Source organism: Thalassospira sp. (assembly GCF_040218635.1).
GTDB lineage: Bacteria > Pseudomonadota > Alphaproteobacteria > Rhodospirillales > Thalassospiraceae > Thalassospira.
The window spans coordinates 16,782-37,062 of record NZ_JAVJRB010000005.1; the positions used below are offsets into that span (position 1 = coordinate 16,782).

A 20,281-nucleotide genomic window follows, 5' to 3' on the forward strand; every position below is an offset into this window, starting at 1 on the left:
TCAGGCCATCAGAAATTCAAGCTGCGGGTCAACACGGGCAGGCGTAATTTCAAGAATTTCTGCATCCACAATGCCCTCGACCACGAACGGGTCCGCATTCACGAATGTTTCCAACGCATCCCGTGTCATCCCATGGGCAAAAATTGCACCGCCCATATTGGGCTGCAAACTGCCGACCATCAGGAACACACCATCGTCAAACCCCTGTTTGATCCATGCTTTGTGCCCCTCCATGAAATCCGGTGCTTTTGCGCGGTTTTTCGCAAATTTCAATAAGACGGTGAACATGGTTTCCTCCCTGTTTTAAGTGCTTAGACGCTTTTGGCTGTCTCATCAGATGGATCGCCCAAGGATGCCATCTGCGCATCAAGCCAATCACACATCACATCGACTTCGCGTATCAAGAACCCGTCATCATCAAAGGCATTGGCAAGTGTTGCGACACCTTGGCTTCGGCCAAGAATATGCATGGCAAGGCTGTCTGACTTTTCGCCAAAACCAAGGCGCTCGAACTGTCGGCACAGCCAGCTTCGAAACAATGTGAAAAGCCCTGCCGCATCGCTTTGTGCTGAATGGTTGAGCTTGGCCAGTTCCGATGACAATGTTCCGACCGGGCAGCCGAATTTGCGGATTTTCTCGCCATTGACGATCAGGATATGGATGAAGCTTCGAATGCGCTCAGCCGGGTCATTTCCGTCAATCTCCCAACGATCAAGCATCTGTTCGGTGTTGGCCAGACGGCGGTTAATCACACCGTCAAGGATGTCATCCTTTGTTTTGAAATGGTGATAGAAATTGCCCCGCGAAATCCCGACCGACGTCGCGATATCGGCAAAGGATGTTGCTTCATACCCTTGCTGATAAAACAACAAATCTGCTGTTTCGATAATTCGCTCACGTGTTGAAGCTGCCATTTTCTGTCTCTGCCGATCCGAAGGTAGGATAATTGTCCTACTCAATAATTAGGTCAATCGTCCTATTTTGTCAACGACCCGGAATCAAAACACCCGCCAAGCGGTCTGCCAGCGAGTGTTTAAAATAATCAGACAGCTTTGATCGGGCGTTTTAGTCGCGCCAGAACGCCGGGAAAAGAAGAACCAGCACGGTAAAGACCTCAAGCCGGCCAATCAGCATGCCGATTGACATCAGCCATTTCGCCCCGTCAGGTAAGGTCGCAAAATTGCCCGATGGCCCAACAATCGGCCCAAGTCCCGGCCCGACATTGGCAATCGCCGTACCGGCACTTGAAACTGCGGTGATGAAATCAAGCCCCATCGCGCCAAGCCCGGCGGCCAAAATGATAAAGCAGAACACAAACAGGAAGAAGAAGCTCAAAACCGATTCGGTAACGTCTTCTGACAGCGGCTTACGGTTATAGTAGGCAATGAAGACACCATGCGGGCGCAGCATGTGTGACAGCTGAATCTTGGCGATTTCATACAGCACCTGCAGACGGAATATCTTCACCCCGCAGGTCGTCGAACCGGCACAGCCACCAATGAACATGACAAAGAAAAAGACAGTGACGGCAAATGGTCCCCAAAGACCATAATCGGTGGTGGCATAGCCCGTCCCGGTCATCACCGAGACGATGTTAAACGACGTATAGCGAAGCGCATGCAGGAAGGCGACATTGTTGGTTTCCGAATGCCAGAATGCCAACCCGACAATGATTGATATGGCAATGGTCAGAAACCAGCGGACCTGACTGTCGCGAAACAGGGCACGTCCCTGCCCGCGCAGCATCTGCAGATACAAAATGAACGGTAAGGCCCCGGTCGCCATGCCCAGCGTGATGATGACGTCAATCGTTGCACTGTCATAATGCCCGATCGAGGCATCCTTGGTCGAAAACCCGCCGGTCGCAATTGTCGTCATGGCATGGGCAATTGCATCAAACGGGGTCATGCCCGCCCACCACAACATCATCGCCCAAAGGCCGGTAAAACTTAAATACAGTAAGGCAATGCCCATCGCGATCTGGGTTGCACGTGGAAAAGCCTTGTCCGATTTATCGGAATTTTCCATCCGGAAAAGCTGCATCCCACCAACGCGCAACATCGGCATGACCGCAATCGCCATCACAATGATCCCGATACCGCCAAGCCATTGTAACAAAGCCCGCCACAACAATATGCCCTGCGGCGCACTATCAAGCCCGACAATCACAGTTGACCCAGTGGTCGATATCCCCGACATCGCTTCAAAGAACGCGTCGGTATAGGACATATCAAGATCGGAAAAGGCGAATGGCAGGGCGGATGCGGCGGTCAAAACCAACCAGCTGAGCGTCGTCAGGATAAAGGCCTGCCGCGAATTGATTTTCAGATTGTCCATGCGGTTCATCATGATCAATGCACCGCCAACAAACAGCGAGACGCATGACGCTGCTGAAAACACAATCCAGTCTAATTGATCATAATAAAGGTCAACCAGTGCCGGGACAAACATGCCCACGGACAAGGTGCACAGCAGAATGCCGACAATGAAAAGAATGGGACGGAAATCGATCAATGAAACGCCTCTTGGCATATGTCCCGCACAATCCCCGGGGCAATGCAGCCTTATGCTATTTGCTGTTCTAGTTTCTCAGGGCATTGCATAACCGAATTCACAGCCGACATGTAGCCCCTTCATGACAAGCAGCGGAATTCTTGGCACAAGCCGCAATAATGTCCAGACCTTTATCGGCCCTGTATTTTCGATCTGGCAGGTTTTATACGGGCAGAAACCATCCAGTTGATAATTGGCGGTTTCTTTTACTGCCTCACAATTTACTTAAACAGGACAAACTGGCTGCATGACAATTTTGGTCTGTGCAATTGTCGCTCCTTTCCCGTAGATTACAGAAGTCGGAAATGCTGGATAGATGGATCGCCAGCGATTTAAGACTTTGTTTTTGGGGAGCTTTCCGTGCAGGGGAAGAAGTTATACTTCGCTGTCATTTTATGTATTCTTCTCGCGGTCGGTTTTTTAACCACCAGCTTTGTCAGCTTTTACGTCGCACGTGATTCGCTTGAAGAACAAATTTCTGAGACAACCCTGCCGCTTACCAGCGACAATATATATTCGGAAATACAGCGCGACCTTCTGCAGCCGATTTTCATTTCATCCTTGATGGCGCATGACACTTTTGTCCGCGACTGGGCTTTGGCCGGTGAAAATGATCAGCAACAGATCATTAAATATCTTAGCGAAATCCAATCGCGCTACGACACGATCACGTCCTATTTCATCTCGGAAAAGACCCGCAATTACTATCACCCGTCCGGCGTGATCAAACAGATCAGCGAAGATGACACTGCCGACAATTGGTATTTCCGCGCGCGTGATGACAAGAAAAGTTACGAGATCAATATCGATCACGACACGGTCGATCGTTCGCGGATGTCAATTTTCGTCAATTATCAGGTCCGCGACTATGACGGCAATGTCATTGGCATCACCGGTGTCGGGCTGTCGGTAAGTTCGGTTACCAACCTGATCGAAACCTATCAGAACCGCTATGGTCGAACGATTTACTTCGTTGACACCCAAGGCCACGTCACCCTGCGCGGCAGTGGCTTTGGCACCGCACACAGCCTGCATGAACGTCCGGGCATGCGCCATCATGCAACCCAAATCCTGACATCGCCGGGCGCATCAATTACATACGAAGAAGATGGCCATACCTATTTCGTCAACAGTCGGTTGGTGCCGGAATTCGGTTGGCTCCTGATTGTGGAACAAAGCGACTTTTCATCAAACAACCGCATTCAGAATACGTTGTTCATCAATATCGGCATCTCGCTTTTGATTACGGTGATTGTCGGATTCGTCGCCTATCTGACCGTCCGAAATTACCAACACCGCCTTGAAGAACTGGCATCGCGGGACAAACTGACCGGAAGCTTTAACCGGCAAGTGTTTGACATGCTGTTTGATCAGGCAACCAAAACGGCCAAGCGCCAAAAAACGGCGCTTTCGGTGATGTGTTTCGATTTGGATGGTTTTAAGACCATCAACGATACTTACGGTCATCCCGGCGGCGATGCTGTCCTGCGCGAAGCGCTGATGGCCATTCGGATGAATGTTCGAGAATCTGATTTGATCTGCCGTTGGGGCGGGGACGAATTTGTTGTGATGTTCCCTGAAACCAATCGTCAAGAAGCCATGACAAAGGCCCGGCAGCTTGCCGATCAAATCCGTGAAACACCGGTAAGGTTCGGGCGCGATGAAATTCCGATCACGATCAGCGCCGGCGTCACCGAATATCGTGACGCCGAAGACCTCGATACATTGATGTCACGGGTTGATAACGCGCTTTATACCGCCAAGGCAGCAGGACGCGACCATATCTCGCTGGCGTAATTGCCCGCAGCTCCGCAAAGCTCAAAATAAAACGGCCCCGTCAGATCAACTGACGGGGCCGTTTATTATGCGGTGTTACTAGTTCCAACAGGAATTAGTCGGCAATCGATGCTTCTGCGATCTGGACCGCGTTCAATGCAGCCCCTTTAAGAAGCTGATCACCCGCCACAAACAGTTCCAGACCATGATCACCAAAGATCAGGTTGGTACGGATACGGCCAACTTCGACGTCATACTGTTCGGTCGCGGTCAACGGCATCGGGTATTTGTTGTTTGCCGGATCATCGACAAGTTTCACACCCTTGGCTTTGGCCAGAACTGCACGTGCGGCATCCGGGGTCACAACCTTTTCGGTTTCAATCACGATGGATTCCGAATGGGTACGTTCTGTCGGGATACGCACCGCAGTGCACGAAATCGCCAGATCCGGCGCGCCGAAGATTTTCCGGGTTTCCCAGGTCACCTTCATTTCTTCGCGGGTATAGCCATTTTCCTGGAAGCTATCGATATGCGGAATGACGTTGAACGCAAGCGGCGATGAGAAAACCTCAGCCGGAACCGGCTTGCCTGCAAGACCCGCAGCAAGACCTTCACGCAGTTCGTTCATGCCCGGTTGACCGGCACCAGAAGCCGCCTGATAGGTCGACACAATGACTTTCTTCAGGCCAAAGGCCTGATGCAGCGGCCAAAGTGCAACTGCGGCAATCGCCGTGGTGCAATTCGGGTTCGCGATCAGCTTTGCGGTCTTGGCAAGGTGACCATTGATTTCAGGCACGATCAGCGGAACATCGTCATTCAGGCGGAATGCCGAGGAGTTATCAATGACCAAAGCGCCTTCGGCGATCTTCGGACCATATTCCTTGGCAAAGTCACCAGAAACAGCAAGGAAGACAATGTCGCACTGCTTGGCTTCTTCAACAGAAAACAGCGCGACGGTCTTAGTGCCGAATTTAGTCTCCACGGTCTTGCCTGCTGAACGCTCGGACGCGAACAGGGTGAGTTCACCTACAGGGAAGTTACGATCAAACATCACGTTGATCAGCTCGACGCCAACCGCACCGGTTGCGCCAATTACACCGACATGGAGATTTTCGGCACTCATAATAATTGTCTAACCTCGTATAAAAATTGTGGTCATATTCGACTACCGCGATCTTTCGCGGGCCGCGCATTATAGGGATTTATCAAGCGAACGCAAATGCACCTTGCTGCATCGCACTTATGCGCGGCAATGTTGTGAATAGAACGCCCCCATCAAAGGATTGTTCCATGGCGTTTTTTAAGCAAAAAACGCAAAAATCCGCCCTTCGACAATACCACCGCCAAGCAGGTGTCGAAGGACGGATTCAACCGCCACAAGGACGGCATTCTCAAAACAGCAAGAAGAACCGATCCCGCAGTAAGACTGGGATCGCACAATCACATGATCAGAAAATGCAATGTTTGGTGAAATCAGCCGCCTCGTTTGCGGTCCAGTCGCCTTTCGGCTTTTCTTTCAGATCGGCACACCATTCTTCACTGCCCACTTCAGGTGAACAGGCCGAAACAATTGTGGTCATCATCAGAACCGAAACGATGCCAACTGCTGTGCGCATGATCTTTTTCTGCATTGCCCTATCCCCGTCCAAATTTTGATTGTTTATTCCGGGTCACCAAGATTTTTGAATTTGGCTGATCTTGGCGCATAACAAAGACTTGGTCTGTGGTACTCGTCACAGCCAGATCAAACAGGATCGCAATTCCAGAATTATTTAGTCCCGCCAGAAAGACGGCATCAAAAGGACAAGCAAGGTTTCAAATTCAAGCCGCCCCAGAACCATTGCCACATCCAAAATCCACTTGGCCGAATCCGGCAAGGATTGGAAATTACCGGCCGGACCAATGATGTTACCAAGCCCCGGCCCGACATTGGCAAGCGACGTCGCAGCCGCACTCATGGACGTAATCAGATCAAGCCCCGTCAGCCCAAGTGCAATGGTCACCACGATATAACTGATCGTCAGCAAGAACACATAGACCGTGACCGCATTATAAATGTCCGATGTGATTTCATGCCGGTCAATCCGGCTGACCACCACGGCAGACGGGCTGCGCAGTCGCATGAAATGCGCCCGCAATCCGGTAAAGACGACATAGAACCGAAACATCTTGAACCCGCCGGACGTCGATCCGGAACACCCGCCGATGAATGTCGCAAAGAAGAACAGCATGACCGCTGCTGGTCCCCACAACAAATAGTCCCCCGACGCAAAGCCCGTGGTGGTAATCACCGACACAAGGTTAAATGCCGCCATGGTCAGTGACCGGAAAATGCTGTCATCGGAAATATGCACCAATCGCCAGGTCAACAGCAGGGTGAAACCCGCAATGATCATACAGAAAAGCTTGATCTGCTGATTGCCGGTAATCGCCTTCAAACTTTGTTTCCGCAGCAGCAGGGCATAGGCCGTAAACGGCAACCCGCCGGCAAACATAAACAGGATCGCAACCCAGTGCAGCGACAGGCTGCTATCAAATTTGGCAAAGGACAAATCAGACGTCGCATACCCACCTGTCGAAAGTGTGGTCATGCCGTAATTGATGGCATCAAACCACCGCATGCCGCACACCCGATACAGCACAATACAGATCAAGGTAAGACCGCTATAGATGATCACGATCTGCAGACACATATCGCGCATGCGCCCGCTCAGCTTTTCGGATCGATCCGAACTTTCCATCTGGAAAAGCTGCATGCCGCCGACCCGCATCATCGGTAACAATGCCAAGGCCGTTACGATGATCCCGATCCCGCCCAGCCACTGCGTGATCGAACGCCAGACCAGCAACCCCGGCGGCATCTGATCAAGCCCGGACAAAACGGTAGATCCGGTGGTGGTCAGGCCTGATACCGTTTCAAACACCGCATCACAAAAACTGATATCAAGCGATGAATACCAAAGCGGCAAGGCCCCCGTGACACTTACGGCGATCCAGGACACGACGGTCAGAACATACCCCTGACGGGCGGTGACTCGCGGTCCAATGTCAGAACGACAGGCAAGACACGCCATCCCGCCAAGCCCGATCGTTGTGACCGAGGCCTGAGCAAAAATTTTCCAATCCGGATTGCCGTAATACAAATCCACGGCAGAGGGCACCATCATCGCAATTCCGATGATAATGACCATAACCCCGACAACGAAAAAGATGGGTTGCAGACGAAACAAAAACGCGTCCCTGACAGCATAATGACAAATCCGCTTTTAGCGCCAAATGACAATCAATGCATCCGGTTATTGCGCATGGCTCCCGACATAGAGTTTAGAACTCACCCGCAGCCTATCGATCTACGTCATTATTTTGCCGTTCTTTTCGCTTGTTCTCAGACACAATCCGATGAGATCTTTGATCCTTCCCTAATGACAAACAGCCGAGGCCCAATTGAAACACGCAACCCGTCTGATACTGGTCCTTGCTGTTATTGCCCTGTTTTCTGCCGCTGTTTATCTACAAGACGGTCCGGTCCACGCCGCCGGTAGTGCCATCGCTGATTCCGGAACACCCTTGATTGAATCACAGGGACGCGACATTCAGGTCATTGATGGTGATACCATCATGATCAATGGCGAAGTTGTTGATCTTGCCGGAATAGATGCGCCCGAACTTGGTCAACAATGCCTGCATAATGGCAGTTTTTGGGATTGCGGCATGTCATCGGCCATGCAGCTTCGCAAATATTTCGCCATGGCACCGTTTGCCGTCCATTGCTGGGCGGGTGATCAGGAACGCTCAAACAAACCCGGCGATTTCCCGATTGTCGAATGTGGCGTTGGCGAACGCGATGTGGCAGCGGCCATGATCACGGACGGTGAAGCCCTTCCGATTGCCGGGTATTCGCATCGCTATGACAGCCTTTCGACCGAGGCAGACAACGCCGCCATCGGCATTCATGGTGGCGATATGATTGCCCCCGACCAATGGCGCAACGGACAGCGCCTTGAGGGTGAAACCGGGCGCTGTCTTTTTCGGACTGCCGGGACCGGCCACTATATCGGCACCCTTGACCCACGCTTCGCTGATACCGCCACAGCCGACAGCGCCAAAATTTGCAGTGATGAAGAAGCGCGTGACAAGAAACTTGTCTATCTGGCACCAGCACCATAAGCGGCACCTTTTCTCATAACTTGAGTTTTAAGGGTGCTATGCCTTCAATTGCACCATTTCAAATTTTTCGGACGAATTTGACGGTCGCCTGCATCCTTTTGCTGGTACCGGCGTCTTCCTGAACATCACATCGATGTCACAGGAGACACACAATGCGCCTGCAACTTGCCCTGAATGTCAAAAATCTTGATCGTGCAATCGCGTTTTACAGCGAGATGTTCGCGACCCCGGTCCACAAACAACGTGACGGCTATGCGAATTTCGAAATCAACCAGCCGCCGCTTAAACTTGTTTTGTTTGAAAACCCCAAGGCATCAGAAGACCTCAACCACATCGGGGTCGAATGCACGACAGCAGATGAATTTGATCAGGCAGCAACGCGTCTGACCATCAGTGACCTTATGACAAGCGACGTCGCACAAACCGGGTGTTGCCATGCCAAACAAGATAAATTCTGGACAACAGAACCAGACGGATTGGCGTGGGAATGGTATCGTATCCTTGATGATGCCCCCAAAGGCGAAACAGGTAACACCGATCCATCAAAGGCTGGTTGCTGCGGTCAACAGCCAGACAAATCTTCGAACCCTGATCAGGTATGTTGTGCGTAAAGACCTATGACATTCGCGTCCTCACACCAAAGTTCCGCCGACTGGCAGGCCCTTCAACGGGGCCTGCACCGGTTTGTGCAAACGCGTGCGCCTATGAATGAGGTCGAGGATATCGTTTCCGACATTCTTGAAGCGATCATTCGCAACCAATCAACCCTTGGCACCGCAAGCAATCCGTCGGCTTGGATCTATGCGGTTGCGCGCAGTAAAATCGTTGATTTTTATCGCCGCCAAAGCCGCGCACGCGTCACAACCCACGACCTTCAAAACGATCCGACATTTCACGAATTTTCTGAAATGACCTCAAACAACGAACAGTCCGAAGCAGCCGGGCTAAGTGCCTGCCTGTCTGATCTTATTTCCGGTATGGAAGAGAATGATCAAAACATCCTGACCGAGATAGACCTGAAACGAACCCGGCAAACAGAGTTTGCTGCACGTCACAATATCGGCCTTCCATCAGTTAAATCGCGCATTCAACGCGCCCGCAAACGATTAAGAAATCGACTGATCGCGTGCTGTCCCGATGGAACGTCGGATGGCTGCGGCGACACATGCCAAAGCACTGCGTCCTGCACAACAAACTGATATCAAAAGTGCAAATGGGGTATTTGGGAAAAGCTGGAGCGGGTGAAGGGAATCGAACCCTCGTATGCAGCTTGGGAAGCTGCCGTTCTGCCATTGAACTACACCCGCGAAGCGCGCGTTTTATAGCCCGCTTTTAGGGGCAGCGCAAGCAGATCACATCAAGCCCGATCAATTAATTCGACCGGCTTTTGCCCCAGTAAATTAGCTGTCGGGCACCATGCGCCAGATCGCGCTGGCATTGTCATCGGAAATCAGGATCGACCCATCGATATAATGTTTCACATCAACCGGGCGTCCGATCACCTCGCCGTTGCTGCGCAAAAATCCACTTAAGAATGGATTGGATGTGACCGGCTTGCCATTGATGAATTCAACCCGAACAACCTCATAACCATCAGGAATTGTTCGGTTCCACGACCCATGCAGCGCAACCAACGCATCCTCACCGTCAAAGGTAAAACCAAGCGGTGCATTATGGGCATTAAAGGTAAATTCCGGGAAAGTTAACTGATCGGGAACTTCTTCATCGGAAAATTGCGGGCTTCGTGTGTCGCTTCCCGCATACCATGGATAGCCAAAGAACTGACCGGGCGTGCTGGCACGGTTAAATTCTTCGCGCGGGATGTCATCGCCCAAGCTGTCCCCACCGTTATCGGTGAACCATAGCTCGTCGGTTGCGGGATGGAATGTCAGCCCGACTGAATTGCGAATGCCGCTGGCGTAAATCTTGGGCGCGCCGCCATTGATCGGGATCGAGATGATCGTGCCTTCAAGGCCACTTACCTTGCAAATATTGCAAGGTGCCCCAACCGCAACAAACAGCCGGTTTCCATCTGGCGACAGTGCCGCATACCGCCAGCCATGATGGCGCTTATCGGGCAGGTTGGTAAACAATATGCGCGGCCGACCAAGGCTTTCGCCGTCAAAATTGCTGAGGTCATAGGAGACAATACGGTGCTGATCTGCAACAAAAAGCGTTCCGGGTTTATAGGCAATCCCGTTGGCCAATTTGAAATCATCCGCGATCAGATTGACGTCCTCGGCAACACCATCGCCATTTTCATCGCGTACAAAATAAAGGTTTGGTCCACGTGTGCCAACAAACACGCCGCCGAGTTCTGGCGCCACCGCCATGGTCCGGGCATTGCGCACCTCGGCAAAGACCGAAAGCCGATAGCCTGTCTCAGTGCTGAGCAGCGCTTGGGTTTTGGCAACACGTTCTGACACGTTTTGGGCAACCGCAGGCGCGCTTGCCATCGCTGCCATGGCCGCTGTCAGGACGGAAAAACACAAACGCCCGGCCCATCGGCGCGCGGTTTGCGGTGTACGATGGAAGTCCGGGCGAAAATCTGTGCGCATCTCAGTCTCCTTGTCTGGCAAATCGGCCTTACAAGGGATACGGATACAATTCCCTTGCGGATTAACGGGCGCGTTCGGAAATCGGCGCGTTAACCGACAGCTCCATATCCCACGGGAAGTAAATCCACGTATCCTGGGATACTTCGGTCACAAAGCTATCAACAATCTCACGACCAAGCGGCTTGGCATAGACGGTCGCAAAATGGGCATGCGGAAGTTTTTCACGAACGGCCTTGGCCGTTTTACCGGTATCGACCAGATCATCAATGATCAGCATGTCCGTACCGTCGCCTTCGATGCCCTTAAGCCATTCCAGATCACCGCGGCTTTTGTCCGAATAACTGCGGATACAAACGGTATCGATCAAACGAATGTCAAGTTCACGCGCAATAATCGCCGCCGGCACAAGGCCGCCACGGGTAATTGCGATAATGCCCTTGTATGGGCCCAGTTCCAAAAGACGCCACGCCAATGCGCGTGCGTCGCGATGCATCTGTTCCCATGAAACCGGGAAACCTTTGTTATAAGCAGCTTCGCTCACAAGAATTCTCCTGCGCCAGATCAATTGGCCAAAACGGGTTGTTGTCACATCTTAACCGATGACGCACCGTCAAGGTCCGTTATCTACAAAATTTAAGGCGCTTAACTACGCCTTGTTTACAGCAATGGCAAGGTTTCGCTCATTCGCCACCTTTTGACGCCTTTATCCGTGCCTGAAGGAAGGTTGAAAAGTCACCCGCCAGTTTATTGACTGGAAGGGACCAGTCTGCCGGTTTTTGTTGGCGATAGATGCGCATGGTCGGATACCACGGACTATCAGCCCGATCGACCAACCAACGCCAATCCGTTGTATAAAGCTGTAGCATCCAGACCGGAACGCCCAACGCACCAGCCAGATGGGCGGGCGAGCTATCGATTGAAATCACCAGATCCATCGCCTGCATCAATGCGGCACTGTCGCCAAAATCATGAATATGATCACCAAGGTCTGTGACAAACGCATTCAGGCCAAGTTTATCAAGATCAGACCGTCTCTCATCAATCTGGAAACTATAAAATGCGGCCCCCTTGGCCGACAAAATCGGAAGCAGGTTTTCAAGCGCGCAGGACCGATCACGCGGATTCAATTTACCTGCCCAAATCAATCCGACCTTAAGCACCGTACCCGGTGGTGGGGCCAGACGGACACTTTTGCCCACAGGCGGCGTTATGTAAGGATCAGCCGATATTTTTTGAAGGTCACTTTCCCCAACCCCCAAGACATGCGGCAAACTTAACAACGGAACATGCAGATCGAACTCCGGCAAAGGACGGCCTTTTTCCACCAATGTTCCAACACCGGTAACCGTTCGCATAATCGGGATAAGTTCCTTGCGACATTCCAGAATCACATGCCCGGCCTTCTTTGCCACCAACGGGACAAAGCGGGCAAACTGGATCATGTCGCCAAAGCCCTGCTCGGCGCGCAGTAAAATGCGTTTACCCCGCAGACTGGCTTTGCCATCCCATTCCGGGGCGGCATCAAGCGGACGGATCGGATTGTCGGCCAGTTTGCGACGCGTTTCATATCCGGCCCAGCCATCGGCATAATTCCCCAATGCCAGATGCGCCAATGCCTTGTCCCAATTCGCATCGATATAATCAGGATCAATCGCCAATGCGCGGTCGAAATATTCAACTGCATCGCCAAAGCGATTCATATCGCGATAAACAAGCCCGGCATTGAACGTATGCGACTTGATCGTATCATCAAGTTCAAGCGCCTTTTTATGGGCAACCAGTGCCTCTTCAAAGCGCATCATTTCGCGCAGGCAGTTGCCCATATTTGACCATAGCCCGGCATTTTCCGGGCGCAGATCTGCTGCCCGGCGATAGGCAATCAGGGCTGCCTCAAACTTTTTGCTGCGGCGTAACGCCACACCAAGATTGTTCCAGACATCTGGCTGTTGCGGATTTTGGCGAAGCGCCGTGCCGTAAAGACGGATGGCTTCGTCAATCTGACCAGCCTGATGGGCGGCCAGACCACGTTGGAAAAGGTCATTGGTCACGCGGCGCTTCTGGGCAACGCGCGTTGCCGCGCCCTCAGCCTCCAATTCTGCAATTTTTTCAGCCGTCGCATCGACAGTTTCCCGTTCCACAGTTTCTAGCGTCGCTTTCGCCGCATCAGTCGATGCGCCATCTGCCGCCATTTCAGTGTGTTCTGCTAAGTTCGGTTTTTCAGTCTTGTCCAACTTCGCCGTTTTCTTGGCCCGAGAAGACGTCGACGCCTTTTTTGCCGGTCGCTTTTTTGTCGTTGTCGCAGATTTAGCCATCTTTATCCCCCCGCGCCCCCAAACTTGACTGAATGGAGGCTACCGTCCCGTCAACGGCAAGACTCAATTTCACAGCGTATCGGTCTTTTGATTCAAGTCACCCGCCCATCTTTAGATAAGCACAGTAGTATAATTTGCCAAAAATTACCTCACGAATAGGCGGATTTATCATTTGATTTCACTGAATCAGAATATTCGGCAAGAGGGTCGTTTCTTATTTCGATAATCCCACCGCATGGAGTAGCTTCGTTGATGGTGAGAAACACACCCACTTCAACTGCGGCGATTATGACCGCCAAAAGTGGATAAAAATTAAATGCGCCGATTGGTCCTGATGGCAAAAATCAGGAAAACAATCTGCCACAGGCTGCCCGACCATTTTTCACGTTCAAACGTGAATGGTTTGGCGGACGCTCTAGGGAATTTGGTACAAAGCCTTTAAAGGACTGGGAGACCGTAAATGGCCGAACCAAAAAGATCCGGCGCCTCTGTCGGACGTAAAGTTATCTTTGTTATCGTTGCACTTCTGGTTGTCGGATTTGGTGCGATGATGACCATTCAAACCGTTTCACAGCGCAATGCCATGATCGAGATCATGTATAATGAATCGGTCGAAAAAACGGAAATGCTGTCAACCGCTGTACAGCCCGGTTTTATTGCGATGGACGGTGCATCCGTCGAAAAAGAATTCCGCAAAATCACCGATAAGGAAGGCTCCCAGCTTGCAACTCTGGTCGCAGCCAATCCGGGTGGCGATGCCATCGGGACCTATCAGTCAGAAACACTAACGAAACATGATCTTGCTGCTCTGATTGAACCCTATCTTGAGCAAATCGAGAATAAGGAAGTCGTCAGTTTCATCTCAGATGACGCTGTAATCGTCGCCGCACCGATCACGAAATATTCCAAACGTCGCGATGAAGATCAGTACCGTGGCATGCTGGTTACGGCCTGGTCGCTTGACCGTGTCCATTCCGAAGTGAAGCAAGCCGTCATTGTGCAGGTCGCACTTGCTGCGGCCATTCTTGTGGTTCTGCTTGGAACGACCTGGGTTTTGCTGCGCCAGCAGATCCTGACACCGATGGTTAAGATCAACGCCGCAATGCGTGCCCTTGTGGATGGTAATCTTGATGTCGACATTCCCGGCCTGAACCGGAATGACGAAATCGGTGAAATGGCATCGTCAGTCGAAATTTTCAAGGAAAACGCCAAACGCGTCGGCCAGCTTGATCGTGAACGCGAACAGGAACGCGAACGGGCTGACGCCAATCGCCGCGAAGCCATGCACGGTCTTGCCGGTCGGTTTGAACAAACCGTGATGGGGGTTGTTGATGGTGTATCGGGTGCTTCTGGCGAAATGCAGGAAGTTGCCCAAACCATGGTTGCCGCTGTTCAGCAAAACGAAGCTGGATCTCAGGCCGTGGTTGCCGCTGTTGAACAGGCAAATCATAGCGTCGAAACTGTCGCCAGTGCGGCCGAACAACTCGCCGTTTCGATCCGCGACATCAGCGCACGTGTGAATCAAACATCCAACATCACCGCCAATGCCACCACCGAAGCCACCCGTGTCAACGAGATGGTTCAGGGGCTTGATGTATCGGCACAGAAAGTCGGTGAAGTCGTACAGATCATTCAGGCGATTGCCGAACAGACCAATCTTCTGGCCCTGAACGCAACGATCGAGGCCGCCCGTGCAGGTGATGCCGGCAAAGGCTTTGCCGTGGTTGCCAACGAGGTCAAAAACCTTGCCAATCAAACTGCCCGCGCGACCGAAGATATCTCGGCACAGATTTCTGGCATTCAGGGTTCAACACAGGAAGCTGTTGGGGCAATTGACGGTATTACCGGAATTATTAGCAACCTGAACGAAATCGCAGCCGAGGTTGCAGCCGCTGTCGAAGAACAGGGACAAGCCACCTCCGAGATTTCCAATTCGGTCCAGCAGGCTGTTCAAAGCACGCAGGAAGTCACCAACCATATCCACGAAATGAATGAAGCCGCCCGCCAAACCGGCGAAGCAGCCCATCAGGTTCTTGGGGCTTCTGAAAAACTCAACAGCCAATCTGGCACCTTGCGAAGCGAAGTCGGCAACTTCCTTGATGAAGTCCGCGCAAGCTAAGCCCCAAGCAACTTAAATAAAAACGCCGCCCGGTTATCCGTGGCGGCGTTTTTTATATCTGAATTTCCGCCAGATTAACGCAGCGGGTCGCGCTTTTGTGCTTGGTCATCGACCCGCATCATCATCAGATCATTAAGATCGTCATAGCCATGCAAACGATAAAGCGGCTGCATGTCATGGGTCGCCAGCATCCAGCGTTTGACGCGAGCCAAATCCGGATGAGCATGCAACCCATCGATTAACTTTGACGCTATGCCAAGCCGGCGGAAATCGGGATCAACAAACACATCCGCCACATAGGCAATCGCGATCTGGTCGCTGACCACGCGGGCAAAACCGACCTGTCTGCCATCGCAATAGGCACCAACCGGAAAAGACAGTTCGACCGATCTGTCAAACTCGCCGCGTGTGCGACCCGCTGCCCAATAGGAATTGGCGATAAAGTCATAACAGTAAGACAAATCAAGACGGTCGCGATCCGTGCTGATTTCAACTGTTTTCGCACCATCACCCATTATGAAATTCCCGTCCCTCAGACCTGCGTTCTATTTCAGGTAAACCGCAACGGCCAGTGCGACAATCGCCACCCAAAGAACCAGTGTCTGGCGCGAAACGCCCCCTGACGTGCGTGATCCATTTGACGATTTGCCGCGCATGGCCGCAACCGTATCGGGATGAAGACGCAAGCCCTGATCGGTGAAAACCGATGATGCCTGTTCGGCAGCCTCAAGAACACGTGGCAACCGGCGCAACATGGTTCCCGCCTGTAGGGTGGCTTCCTTGATTTTGGCTTCCGGGCCAAGCGTTTCACGCATCCAGTCTTCGATCAATGGACGCGACAATTCCCACATATTTTCATTCGGGCTGAGAATCCGCGAAAGCCCTTCGGCAACGATCATGGTTTTCTGTAACATCAGAAGTTGTGGCTGGGTTTCCATTCCGAACTGTTCGGTAATCTGGAACAACTGCCCCAACAAACGCCCGACCGAAATATCTGCCAGTTCCTTGCCAAGGATCGGCTCGCCGATTGAACGGCAGGCCTGCTGGAAGTTTTCAAGCGACTGGTTGCGGGGCACATAACCCGCTTCGAAATGGATTTCAGCAACCCGGTGATAATCCCGGGTCAAAAAGCCCAACAGCATTTCGGCCAGATAAAGACGGGTCTGTTTATCCACACGTCCCATGATGCCGAAATCAACTAGGCTGACCCGACCGGTTTCATCGACAAACAGGTTGCCCGGATGCATATCGGCATGGAAAAACCCGTCGCGAAACACCTGTTGGAAAAACGCACCTGCAGCCTTGGCAAGCAGGGCCGAGCGATCAACGCCCATACGTTCAAGTGCCTCGACATTATCAATCCGAACTCCTTTGACCCGTTCCATGGTCATCACATGTTCGGCGGTGCGTTCCCAATCAATTTGGGGAATGTAATAGGTCGGATCACTTTCGAAATTATCGCGAAATTCCGATGCTGCAGCCGCTTCAAACCGCAAATCCATTTCAAGATGGACGCTGTCTTCAAGGGCCTTGACGGTTTCAATCGGCTTAAGCCGACGCAGGCGCGGCTGGGTCAGTTCGACAATCTCGGCAACCCAGTAAAACAGATCAAGATCACGGGCAAACCGATAGCGAATGTCAGGCCGCAGCACCTTGACCGCAACTTCGCGCCCGTCTGGCGTGGTGGCAAAATGCACCTGCGCGATAGAGGCCGCCGCAACCGGTTCTTCATCGAAATCGGCAAACAAAACGTCAAACGGCTCAGCCAGCTGTTCGGTAATGATGCGTTTGGCAATCTTGGCCGAAAACGGCGGCAAGCGATCCTGCAATGTCGAAAGATCGGCCGCAACATCGTCACCGATCAAATCCGAACGTGTTGCCAGTGTCTGACCAAGTTTGATGAAGGCTGGGCCAAGTTCTTCGAGTGCGCGTGCCAAACGTCGCCCCGGTGGCAAATCCGAACGGCGCGAAAACGGTGCGGTCAGGCGTGCGAAGAAAGCAAGCAGCTTACCGCCCGGCACAAGTGCCAATGGAAACAGCGCATCATGGCGCGCAAGGGTCCGCGCCATGGCAAGCAGGCGAAAGCTGTTGCGAACAAAACGGATCATTCGTCCAAGCCCCTCAAACCCGCCAGCCGGAATGAATAGCGGCAATTCCACCCGACAGATTTCGGTATTTCACCCGTTCAAACCCGGCTGCCCGGATCATCGATGCAAACGTTTCCTGATCGGGGAACTGGCGAATGCTTTCGGCAAGGTACTGATACGCTTCGCGGTTACCTGCGATCATTCGACCGATTTCGGGCAACAACTTGAACGAATAGGTATCGTAAAGCTTATCAAAACCCGGAACGACCACCTTGGAAAATTCAAGACACTGAAACTTTCCGCCCGGACGCAAAACGCGAAACGCTTCGGAAAGGGCTTCTTCAATGCGGGTCACGTTGCGGATCCCAAAGGCAATGGTATAGGCATCGACCGAATGATCAGGCAGCGGCAATTTCTGCGCATCGCCAACCGTCCAGTTGATGTTTTTAAGCAACCCATGATCCGCCGCGCGGTCACGTCCCACATGCAACATCTCATAGTTGATGTCACAAACCGTGACCGACCCACCGCCATTTTTCAAAAAACGAAAAGCAATGTCACCCGTGCCACCGGCAACGTCGAGAAGCTTCATGCCCGGACGCGGCTTTAGTTCATTGATAAAACTGTCTTTCCACAGGCGGTGAACACCACCGCTCATCAGGTCATTCATCAAGTCATATTTGGACGCGACAGTGTCGAAAACCTCGCGCACCATCGATGCCTTCTGACTTTCAGGAACATCCCGAAACCCGAAGTGGGTTGTGTTTTCGCCGTTTTCGCCCGCGGCAGGGTCTGTATTCTTGCTCATGGTCGGGAAAATAGCGCAGCAATGGTTATCCTGCCAGTGGAAAGCCACGCAAAATCGCAAATATCCTGTTGGATCACGGAGCTTTCTGCTAAGCCAATGGCTTGCGGCAACCATCTGCCGCGATCAATTGCGTGACGACAAGACAGGATACCCCGATGACCTGCATGGTGAAAATCTGTGGAATCAATAGCGAAGATGCCCTAATCGCGGCCATGAGTGCCGGGGCAGACGCATTGGGCTATGTCTTTTTCCCACCAAGCCCACGCCACATCTCGCTTAAGGGTGCCAAAACCCTGACCGAACGGGTTCCCAACAGCATCCTGAAAGTTGGCCTGTTTGTTGAAGCCGGGGATGAGGCGCTTGAAACCGCCATTACCGCGGGAAACCTTGATGTGATCCAGCTTCATGGCAAAGAAAGCCCGGATCGCGTGATCGCGGTCAAGGAACGGTTTGGCCTGAAAGTCATGAAGGCAATCTCGGTCAGCACGGCTGCGGATATCAAAGCCGCCAAAGTGAACTACGACGGCGTTGCGGACTTTTTGCTTTTTGATGCCAAACCACCCAAAGACAGCATTCTTCCGGGCGGCAATGCCGTTTCCTTTGATTGGACGCTTCTGAGCGGACAAAGCTTTAAAAGCGACTGGATGCTGGCCGGTGGCCTTGATCCCGATAATGTTGCTAAGGCCGTCGAGATTTCCCAAGCACCGTGGGTCGATGTGTCTTCTGGTGTGGAAAAGGCCAAGGGCGTTAAGGATGCTCGCAAGATTGCCAATTTCATTCAGGCGGCCAAGGGGTACTAACCCGTTATTAACCCCTTGGGTTTGCAGGTTAACCTTTTCTGAAACGATTGGCGCGAAGATCACGGGCACACCGATTGAAAGTTGCCCGATGGACACGCGCCGATGACGCCCACTTTACGATCAAAAACTCAGGCCCTGCTTCATGGCGTGGACAGGAAATCGCGCCTGTCACTGATCGTTCATCTGGTTCTGGCCAGTGCCATCATTATCAATGTGGTCGCGGTTGTTTTTGACTCGGTCGCGGTTCTTGCAGAGCGCCATTACATCCTGTTTGCGACAATTGAAGTTGTCTGCACGCTGATTTTCACCATCGAATATCTGCTGCGTGTCTGGTCCGCACCAGACAACCCGCGCTTTGCCGGGCGTTGGTCGCGGTTGCGCTATATGGCAACCCCGATGGCCTTGATCGACCTTCTGGCGATTTTGCCAATCATTTTGTGGCTCTTTACATCCATCGATCTTCGGTTCGTCCGGATTGTCCGACTGCTGCGGCTGTTGAAATTCACCCGATATTCTACCGGGCTTGAACTGATGCTGATGGTGTTTCGCCAGCAGCTGGGCATTTTTGGTGCCGCATCAGCCGCCCTTGCCTGCATGCTGGTCTTTAGTGCCGGGGCCATTTACATGGCCGAACACGAAGCCCAGCCTGATAAATTCGCCAACCTGCTTGATGCGCTGTACTGGAGCGTCATTACACTCGCAACTGTTGGCTATGGCGACGTTGTCCCGGTCACACCATTTGGTAAATTCCTTGCCAGCATCATTTCATTGACCGGCATCGGGATTGTTGCCGTTCCCGCCGGTATTCTGGCCTCGGCCTTTAACAGTGAATTGCGCCGACGCGAAACCGCCTACCGCCATCAAGTCAGCCACCAACTGGCAGGTAAAAGACTGACAGAACGCGTCCGCAACAAACTGAAATCCCATCAGGAAGAACTCGGTCTGAGCGATGAACAGGCCCTATCCATCGTCGCCGATATCCGTGATGTCCACAAATCCGAAAGCGAAGATGCGCTAAGCTGCCCGCATTGCCATCAGCCTCTTCATCTTACGCTGAAAGACGCAGAAACCTGAACCGCATGGTAAAAGCCTTGACGCCCG

The 20,281-nt window shown here is 52.3% G+C and carries 19 protein-coding genes and 1 tRNA gene; 7 read left to right on the plus strand and 13 right to left on the minus strand.

From position 1 onward, the window contains the following. From RIC05_RS03545 to RIC05_RS03555, 3 genes are all read right to left on the minus strand, one after another. Complete coding sequence (locus tag RIC05_RS03545; RefSeq protein WP_350045321.1) at positions 1-288, minus strand: YciI family protein; 288 nt, start codon at positions 286-288, stop codon at positions 1-3. A 23-nt stretch (positions 289-311) separates the two neighbouring features. Continuing rightward, positions 312-914: a TetR/AcrR family transcriptional regulator gene (locus tag RIC05_RS03550; protein ID WP_350045320.1), complete on the minus strand. Its 603-nt coding sequence runs from the start codon at positions 912-914 to the stop codon at positions 312-314. A 151-nt stretch (positions 915-1,065) separates the two neighbouring features. Further along, positions 1,066-2,514 carry a TrkH family potassium uptake protein gene (locus RIC05_RS03555; RefSeq protein ID WP_350045319.1) on the minus strand — a complete coding sequence of 483 codons (1,449 nt, stop codon included), beginning with the start codon at positions 2,512-2,514 and terminating at the stop codon, positions 1,066-1,068. Between the two features lie 399 nt (positions 2,515-2,913). Here RIC05_RS03555 and RIC05_RS03560 point away from each other — a divergent pair, with 399 nt between their 5' ends. Beyond that, on the plus strand, positions 2,914-4,350 hold the full coding sequence (locus tag RIC05_RS03560; RefSeq protein WP_350045318.1) for a sensor domain-containing diguanylate cyclase: 1,437 nt from the start codon (positions 2,914-2,916) through the stop codon (positions 4,348-4,350). A 94-nt stretch (positions 4,351-4,444) separates the two neighbouring features. Here RIC05_RS03560 and RIC05_RS03565 read toward each other — a convergent pair whose 3' ends face one another. The 3 genes from RIC05_RS03565 to RIC05_RS03575 all read right to left on the minus strand — a co-directional run bounded on the left by RIC05_RS03565 (position 4,445) and on the right by RIC05_RS03575 (position 7,559). Next, positions 4,445-5,452 carry an aspartate-semialdehyde dehydrogenase gene (locus RIC05_RS03565; protein ID WP_350043383.1) on the minus strand — a complete coding sequence of 336 codons (1,008 nt, stop codon included), beginning with the start codon at positions 5,450-5,452 and terminating at the stop codon, positions 4,445-4,447. Between the two features lie 325 nt (positions 5,453-5,777). Next, positions 5,778-5,960 carry a DUF3012 domain-containing protein gene (locus tag RIC05_RS03570; protein ID WP_350045317.1) on the minus strand — a complete coding sequence of 61 codons (183 nt, stop codon included), beginning with the start codon at positions 5,958-5,960 and terminating at the stop codon, positions 5,778-5,780. Between the two features lie 141 nt (positions 5,961-6,101). After that, positions 6,102-7,559 carry a TrkH family potassium uptake protein gene (locus tag RIC05_RS03575; protein ID WP_350045316.1) on the minus strand — a complete coding sequence of 486 codons (1,458 nt, stop codon included), beginning with the start codon at positions 7,557-7,559 and terminating at the stop codon, positions 6,102-6,104. Positions 7,560-7,773: 214 nt separating this feature from the next. Here RIC05_RS03575 and RIC05_RS03580 point away from each other — a divergent pair, with 214 nt between their 5' ends. The 3 genes from RIC05_RS03580 (at position 7,774) to RIC05_RS03590 (ending at position 9,695) form a co-directional block, all read left to right on the plus strand. Beyond that, the gene (locus RIC05_RS03580) at positions 7,774-8,496 is read left to right on the plus strand and encodes a thermonuclease family protein (protein WP_350045315.1); all 723 of its coding nucleotides are present in this window, start codon (positions 7,774-7,776) and stop codon (positions 8,494-8,496) included. 152 nt (positions 8,497-8,648) lie between these two features. After that, the gene (locus RIC05_RS03585) at positions 8,649-9,107 is read left to right on the plus strand and encodes an ArsI/CadI family heavy metal resistance metalloenzyme (protein ID WP_350045314.1); all 459 of its coding nucleotides are present in this window, start codon (positions 8,649-8,651) and stop codon (positions 9,105-9,107) included. A 6-nt stretch (positions 9,108-9,113) separates the two neighbouring features. Continuing rightward, positions 9,114-9,695, plus strand: coding sequence for a sigma-70 family RNA polymerase sigma factor (locus tag RIC05_RS03590; protein ID WP_350045313.1), 582 nt, complete (start codon positions 9,114-9,116; stop codon positions 9,693-9,695). Positions 9,696-9,729: 34 nt separating this feature from the next. On the opposite strand, the gene RIC05_RS03595 is transcribed toward RIC05_RS03590, so the two are convergent. From RIC05_RS03595 to RIC05_RS03610, 4 genes are all read right to left on the minus strand, one after another. Continuing rightward, positions 9,730-9,803: transfer RNA gene (locus RIC05_RS03595), tRNA-Gly, on the minus strand. Positions 9,804-9,896: 93 nt separating this feature from the next. After that, the gene (locus RIC05_RS03600; RefSeq protein WP_350045312.1) at positions 9,897-11,054 is read right to left on the minus strand and encodes a PQQ-dependent sugar dehydrogenase; all 1,158 of its coding nucleotides are present in this window, start codon (positions 11,052-11,054) and stop codon (positions 9,897-9,899) included. Between the two features lie 61 nt (positions 11,055-11,115). Next, the gene (gene gpt, locus RIC05_RS03605; protein WP_350043390.1) at positions 11,116-11,595 is read right to left on the minus strand and encodes a xanthine phosphoribosyltransferase; all 480 of its coding nucleotides are present in this window, start codon (positions 11,593-11,595) and stop codon (positions 11,116-11,118) included. Between the two features lie 139 nt (positions 11,596-11,734). Next, complete coding sequence (locus RIC05_RS03610) at positions 11,735-13,285, minus strand: tetratricopeptide repeat protein (RefSeq protein WP_350045311.1); 1,551 nt, start codon at positions 13,283-13,285, stop codon at positions 11,735-11,737. Positions 13,286-13,826: 541 nt separating this feature from the next. Between RIC05_RS03610 and RIC05_RS03615 the strand changes: the two genes are divergently transcribed. Next, complete coding sequence (locus RIC05_RS03615; RefSeq protein WP_350045310.1) at positions 13,827-15,485, plus strand: methyl-accepting chemotaxis protein; 1,659 nt, start codon at positions 13,827-13,829, stop codon at positions 15,483-15,485. A 74-nt stretch (positions 15,486-15,559) separates the two neighbouring features. Here RIC05_RS03615 and RIC05_RS03620 read toward each other — a convergent pair whose 3' ends face one another. From RIC05_RS03620 to ubiE, 3 genes are read right to left on the minus strand one after another with little or no spacing between them, the layout of a single operon-like run. Further along, on the minus strand, positions 15,560-16,000 hold the full coding sequence (locus RIC05_RS03620) for a GNAT family N-acetyltransferase (protein WP_350045309.1): 441 nt from the start codon (positions 15,998-16,000) through the stop codon (positions 15,560-15,562). Between the two features lie 30 nt (positions 16,001-16,030). Beyond that, positions 16,031-17,593 carry a 2-polyprenylphenol 6-hydroxylase gene (gene ubiB / locus RIC05_RS03625; RefSeq protein WP_350045308.1) on the minus strand — a complete coding sequence of 521 codons (1,563 nt, stop codon included), beginning with the start codon at positions 17,591-17,593 and terminating at the stop codon, positions 16,031-16,033. 13 nt (positions 17,594-17,606) lie between these two features. Beyond that, complete coding sequence (gene ubiE, locus RIC05_RS03630; RefSeq protein ID WP_350043396.1) at positions 17,607-18,380, minus strand: bifunctional demethylmenaquinone methyltransferase/2-methoxy-6-polyprenyl-1,4-benzoquinol methylase UbiE; 774 nt, start codon at positions 18,378-18,380, stop codon at positions 17,607-17,609. Between the two features lie 155 nt (positions 18,381-18,535). Between ubiE and RIC05_RS03635 the strand changes: the two genes are divergently transcribed. Both RIC05_RS03635 and RIC05_RS03640 read left to right on the plus strand, forming a co-directional pair. Next, positions 18,536-19,180, plus strand: a complete 645-nt coding sequence (locus RIC05_RS03635; RefSeq protein ID WP_350045307.1) for a phosphoribosylanthranilate isomerase — start codon at positions 18,536-18,538, stop codon at positions 19,178-19,180. Between the two features lie 102 nt (positions 19,181-19,282). After that, a complete protein-coding gene (locus tag RIC05_RS03640; protein ID WP_350043398.1) occupies positions 19,283-20,254 on the plus strand; it encodes an ion transporter in 972 nt (323 codons plus the stop codon). The last annotated feature ends 27 nt before the right edge of the window (positions 20,255-20,281 follow it).

Coding starts and splice junctions, on each gene's coding strand:
- RIC05_RS03545 (WP_350045321.1), bottom strand. CDS start 288: ATGTTCACCGTCTTATTGAAATTTGCGAAAAACCGCGCAAAAGCACCG.
- RIC05_RS03550 (WP_350045320.1), bottom strand. CDS start 914: ATGGCAGCTTCAACACGTGAGCGAATTATCGAAACAGCAGATTTGTTG.
- RIC05_RS03565 (WP_350043383.1), bottom strand. CDS start 5,452: ATGAGTGCCGAAAATCTCCATGTCGGTGTAATTGGCGCAACCGGTGCG.
- RIC05_RS03570 (WP_350045317.1), bottom strand. CDS start 5,960: ATGCAGAAAAAGATCATGCGCACAGCAGTTGGCATCGTTTCGGTTCTG.
- RIC05_RS03585 (WP_350045314.1), top strand. CDS start 8,649: ATGCGCCTGCAACTTGCCCTGAATGTCAAAAATCTTGATCGTGCAATC.
- RIC05_RS03590 (WP_350045313.1), top strand. CDS start 9,114: ATGACATTCGCGTCCTCACACCAAAGTTCCGCCGACTGGCAGGCCCTT.
- RIC05_RS03600 (WP_350045312.1), bottom strand. CDS start 11,054: ATGCGCACAGATTTTCGCCCGGACTTCCATCGTACACCGCAAACCGCG.
- RIC05_RS03615 (WP_350045310.1), top strand. CDS start 13,827: ATGGCCGAACCAAAAAGATCCGGCGCCTCTGTCGGACGTAAAGTTATC.
- RIC05_RS03620 (WP_350045309.1), bottom strand. CDS start 16,000: ATGGGTGATGGTGCGAAAACAGTTGAAATCAGCACGGATCGCGACCGT.
- ubiB (WP_350045308.1), bottom strand. CDS start 17,593: ATGATCCGTTTTGTTCGCAACAGCTTTCGCCTGCTTGCCATGGCGCGG.
- ubiE (WP_350043396.1), bottom strand. CDS start 18,380: ATGAGCAAGAATACAGACCCTGCCGCGGGCGAAAACGGCGAAAACACA.
- RIC05_RS03635 (WP_350045307.1), top strand. CDS start 18,536: ATGACCTGCATGGTGAAAATCTGTGGAATCAATAGCGAAGATGCCCTA.
- RIC05_RS03640 (WP_350043398.1), top strand. CDS start 19,283: ATGACGCCCACTTTACGATCAAAAACTCAGGCCCTGCTTCATGGCGTG.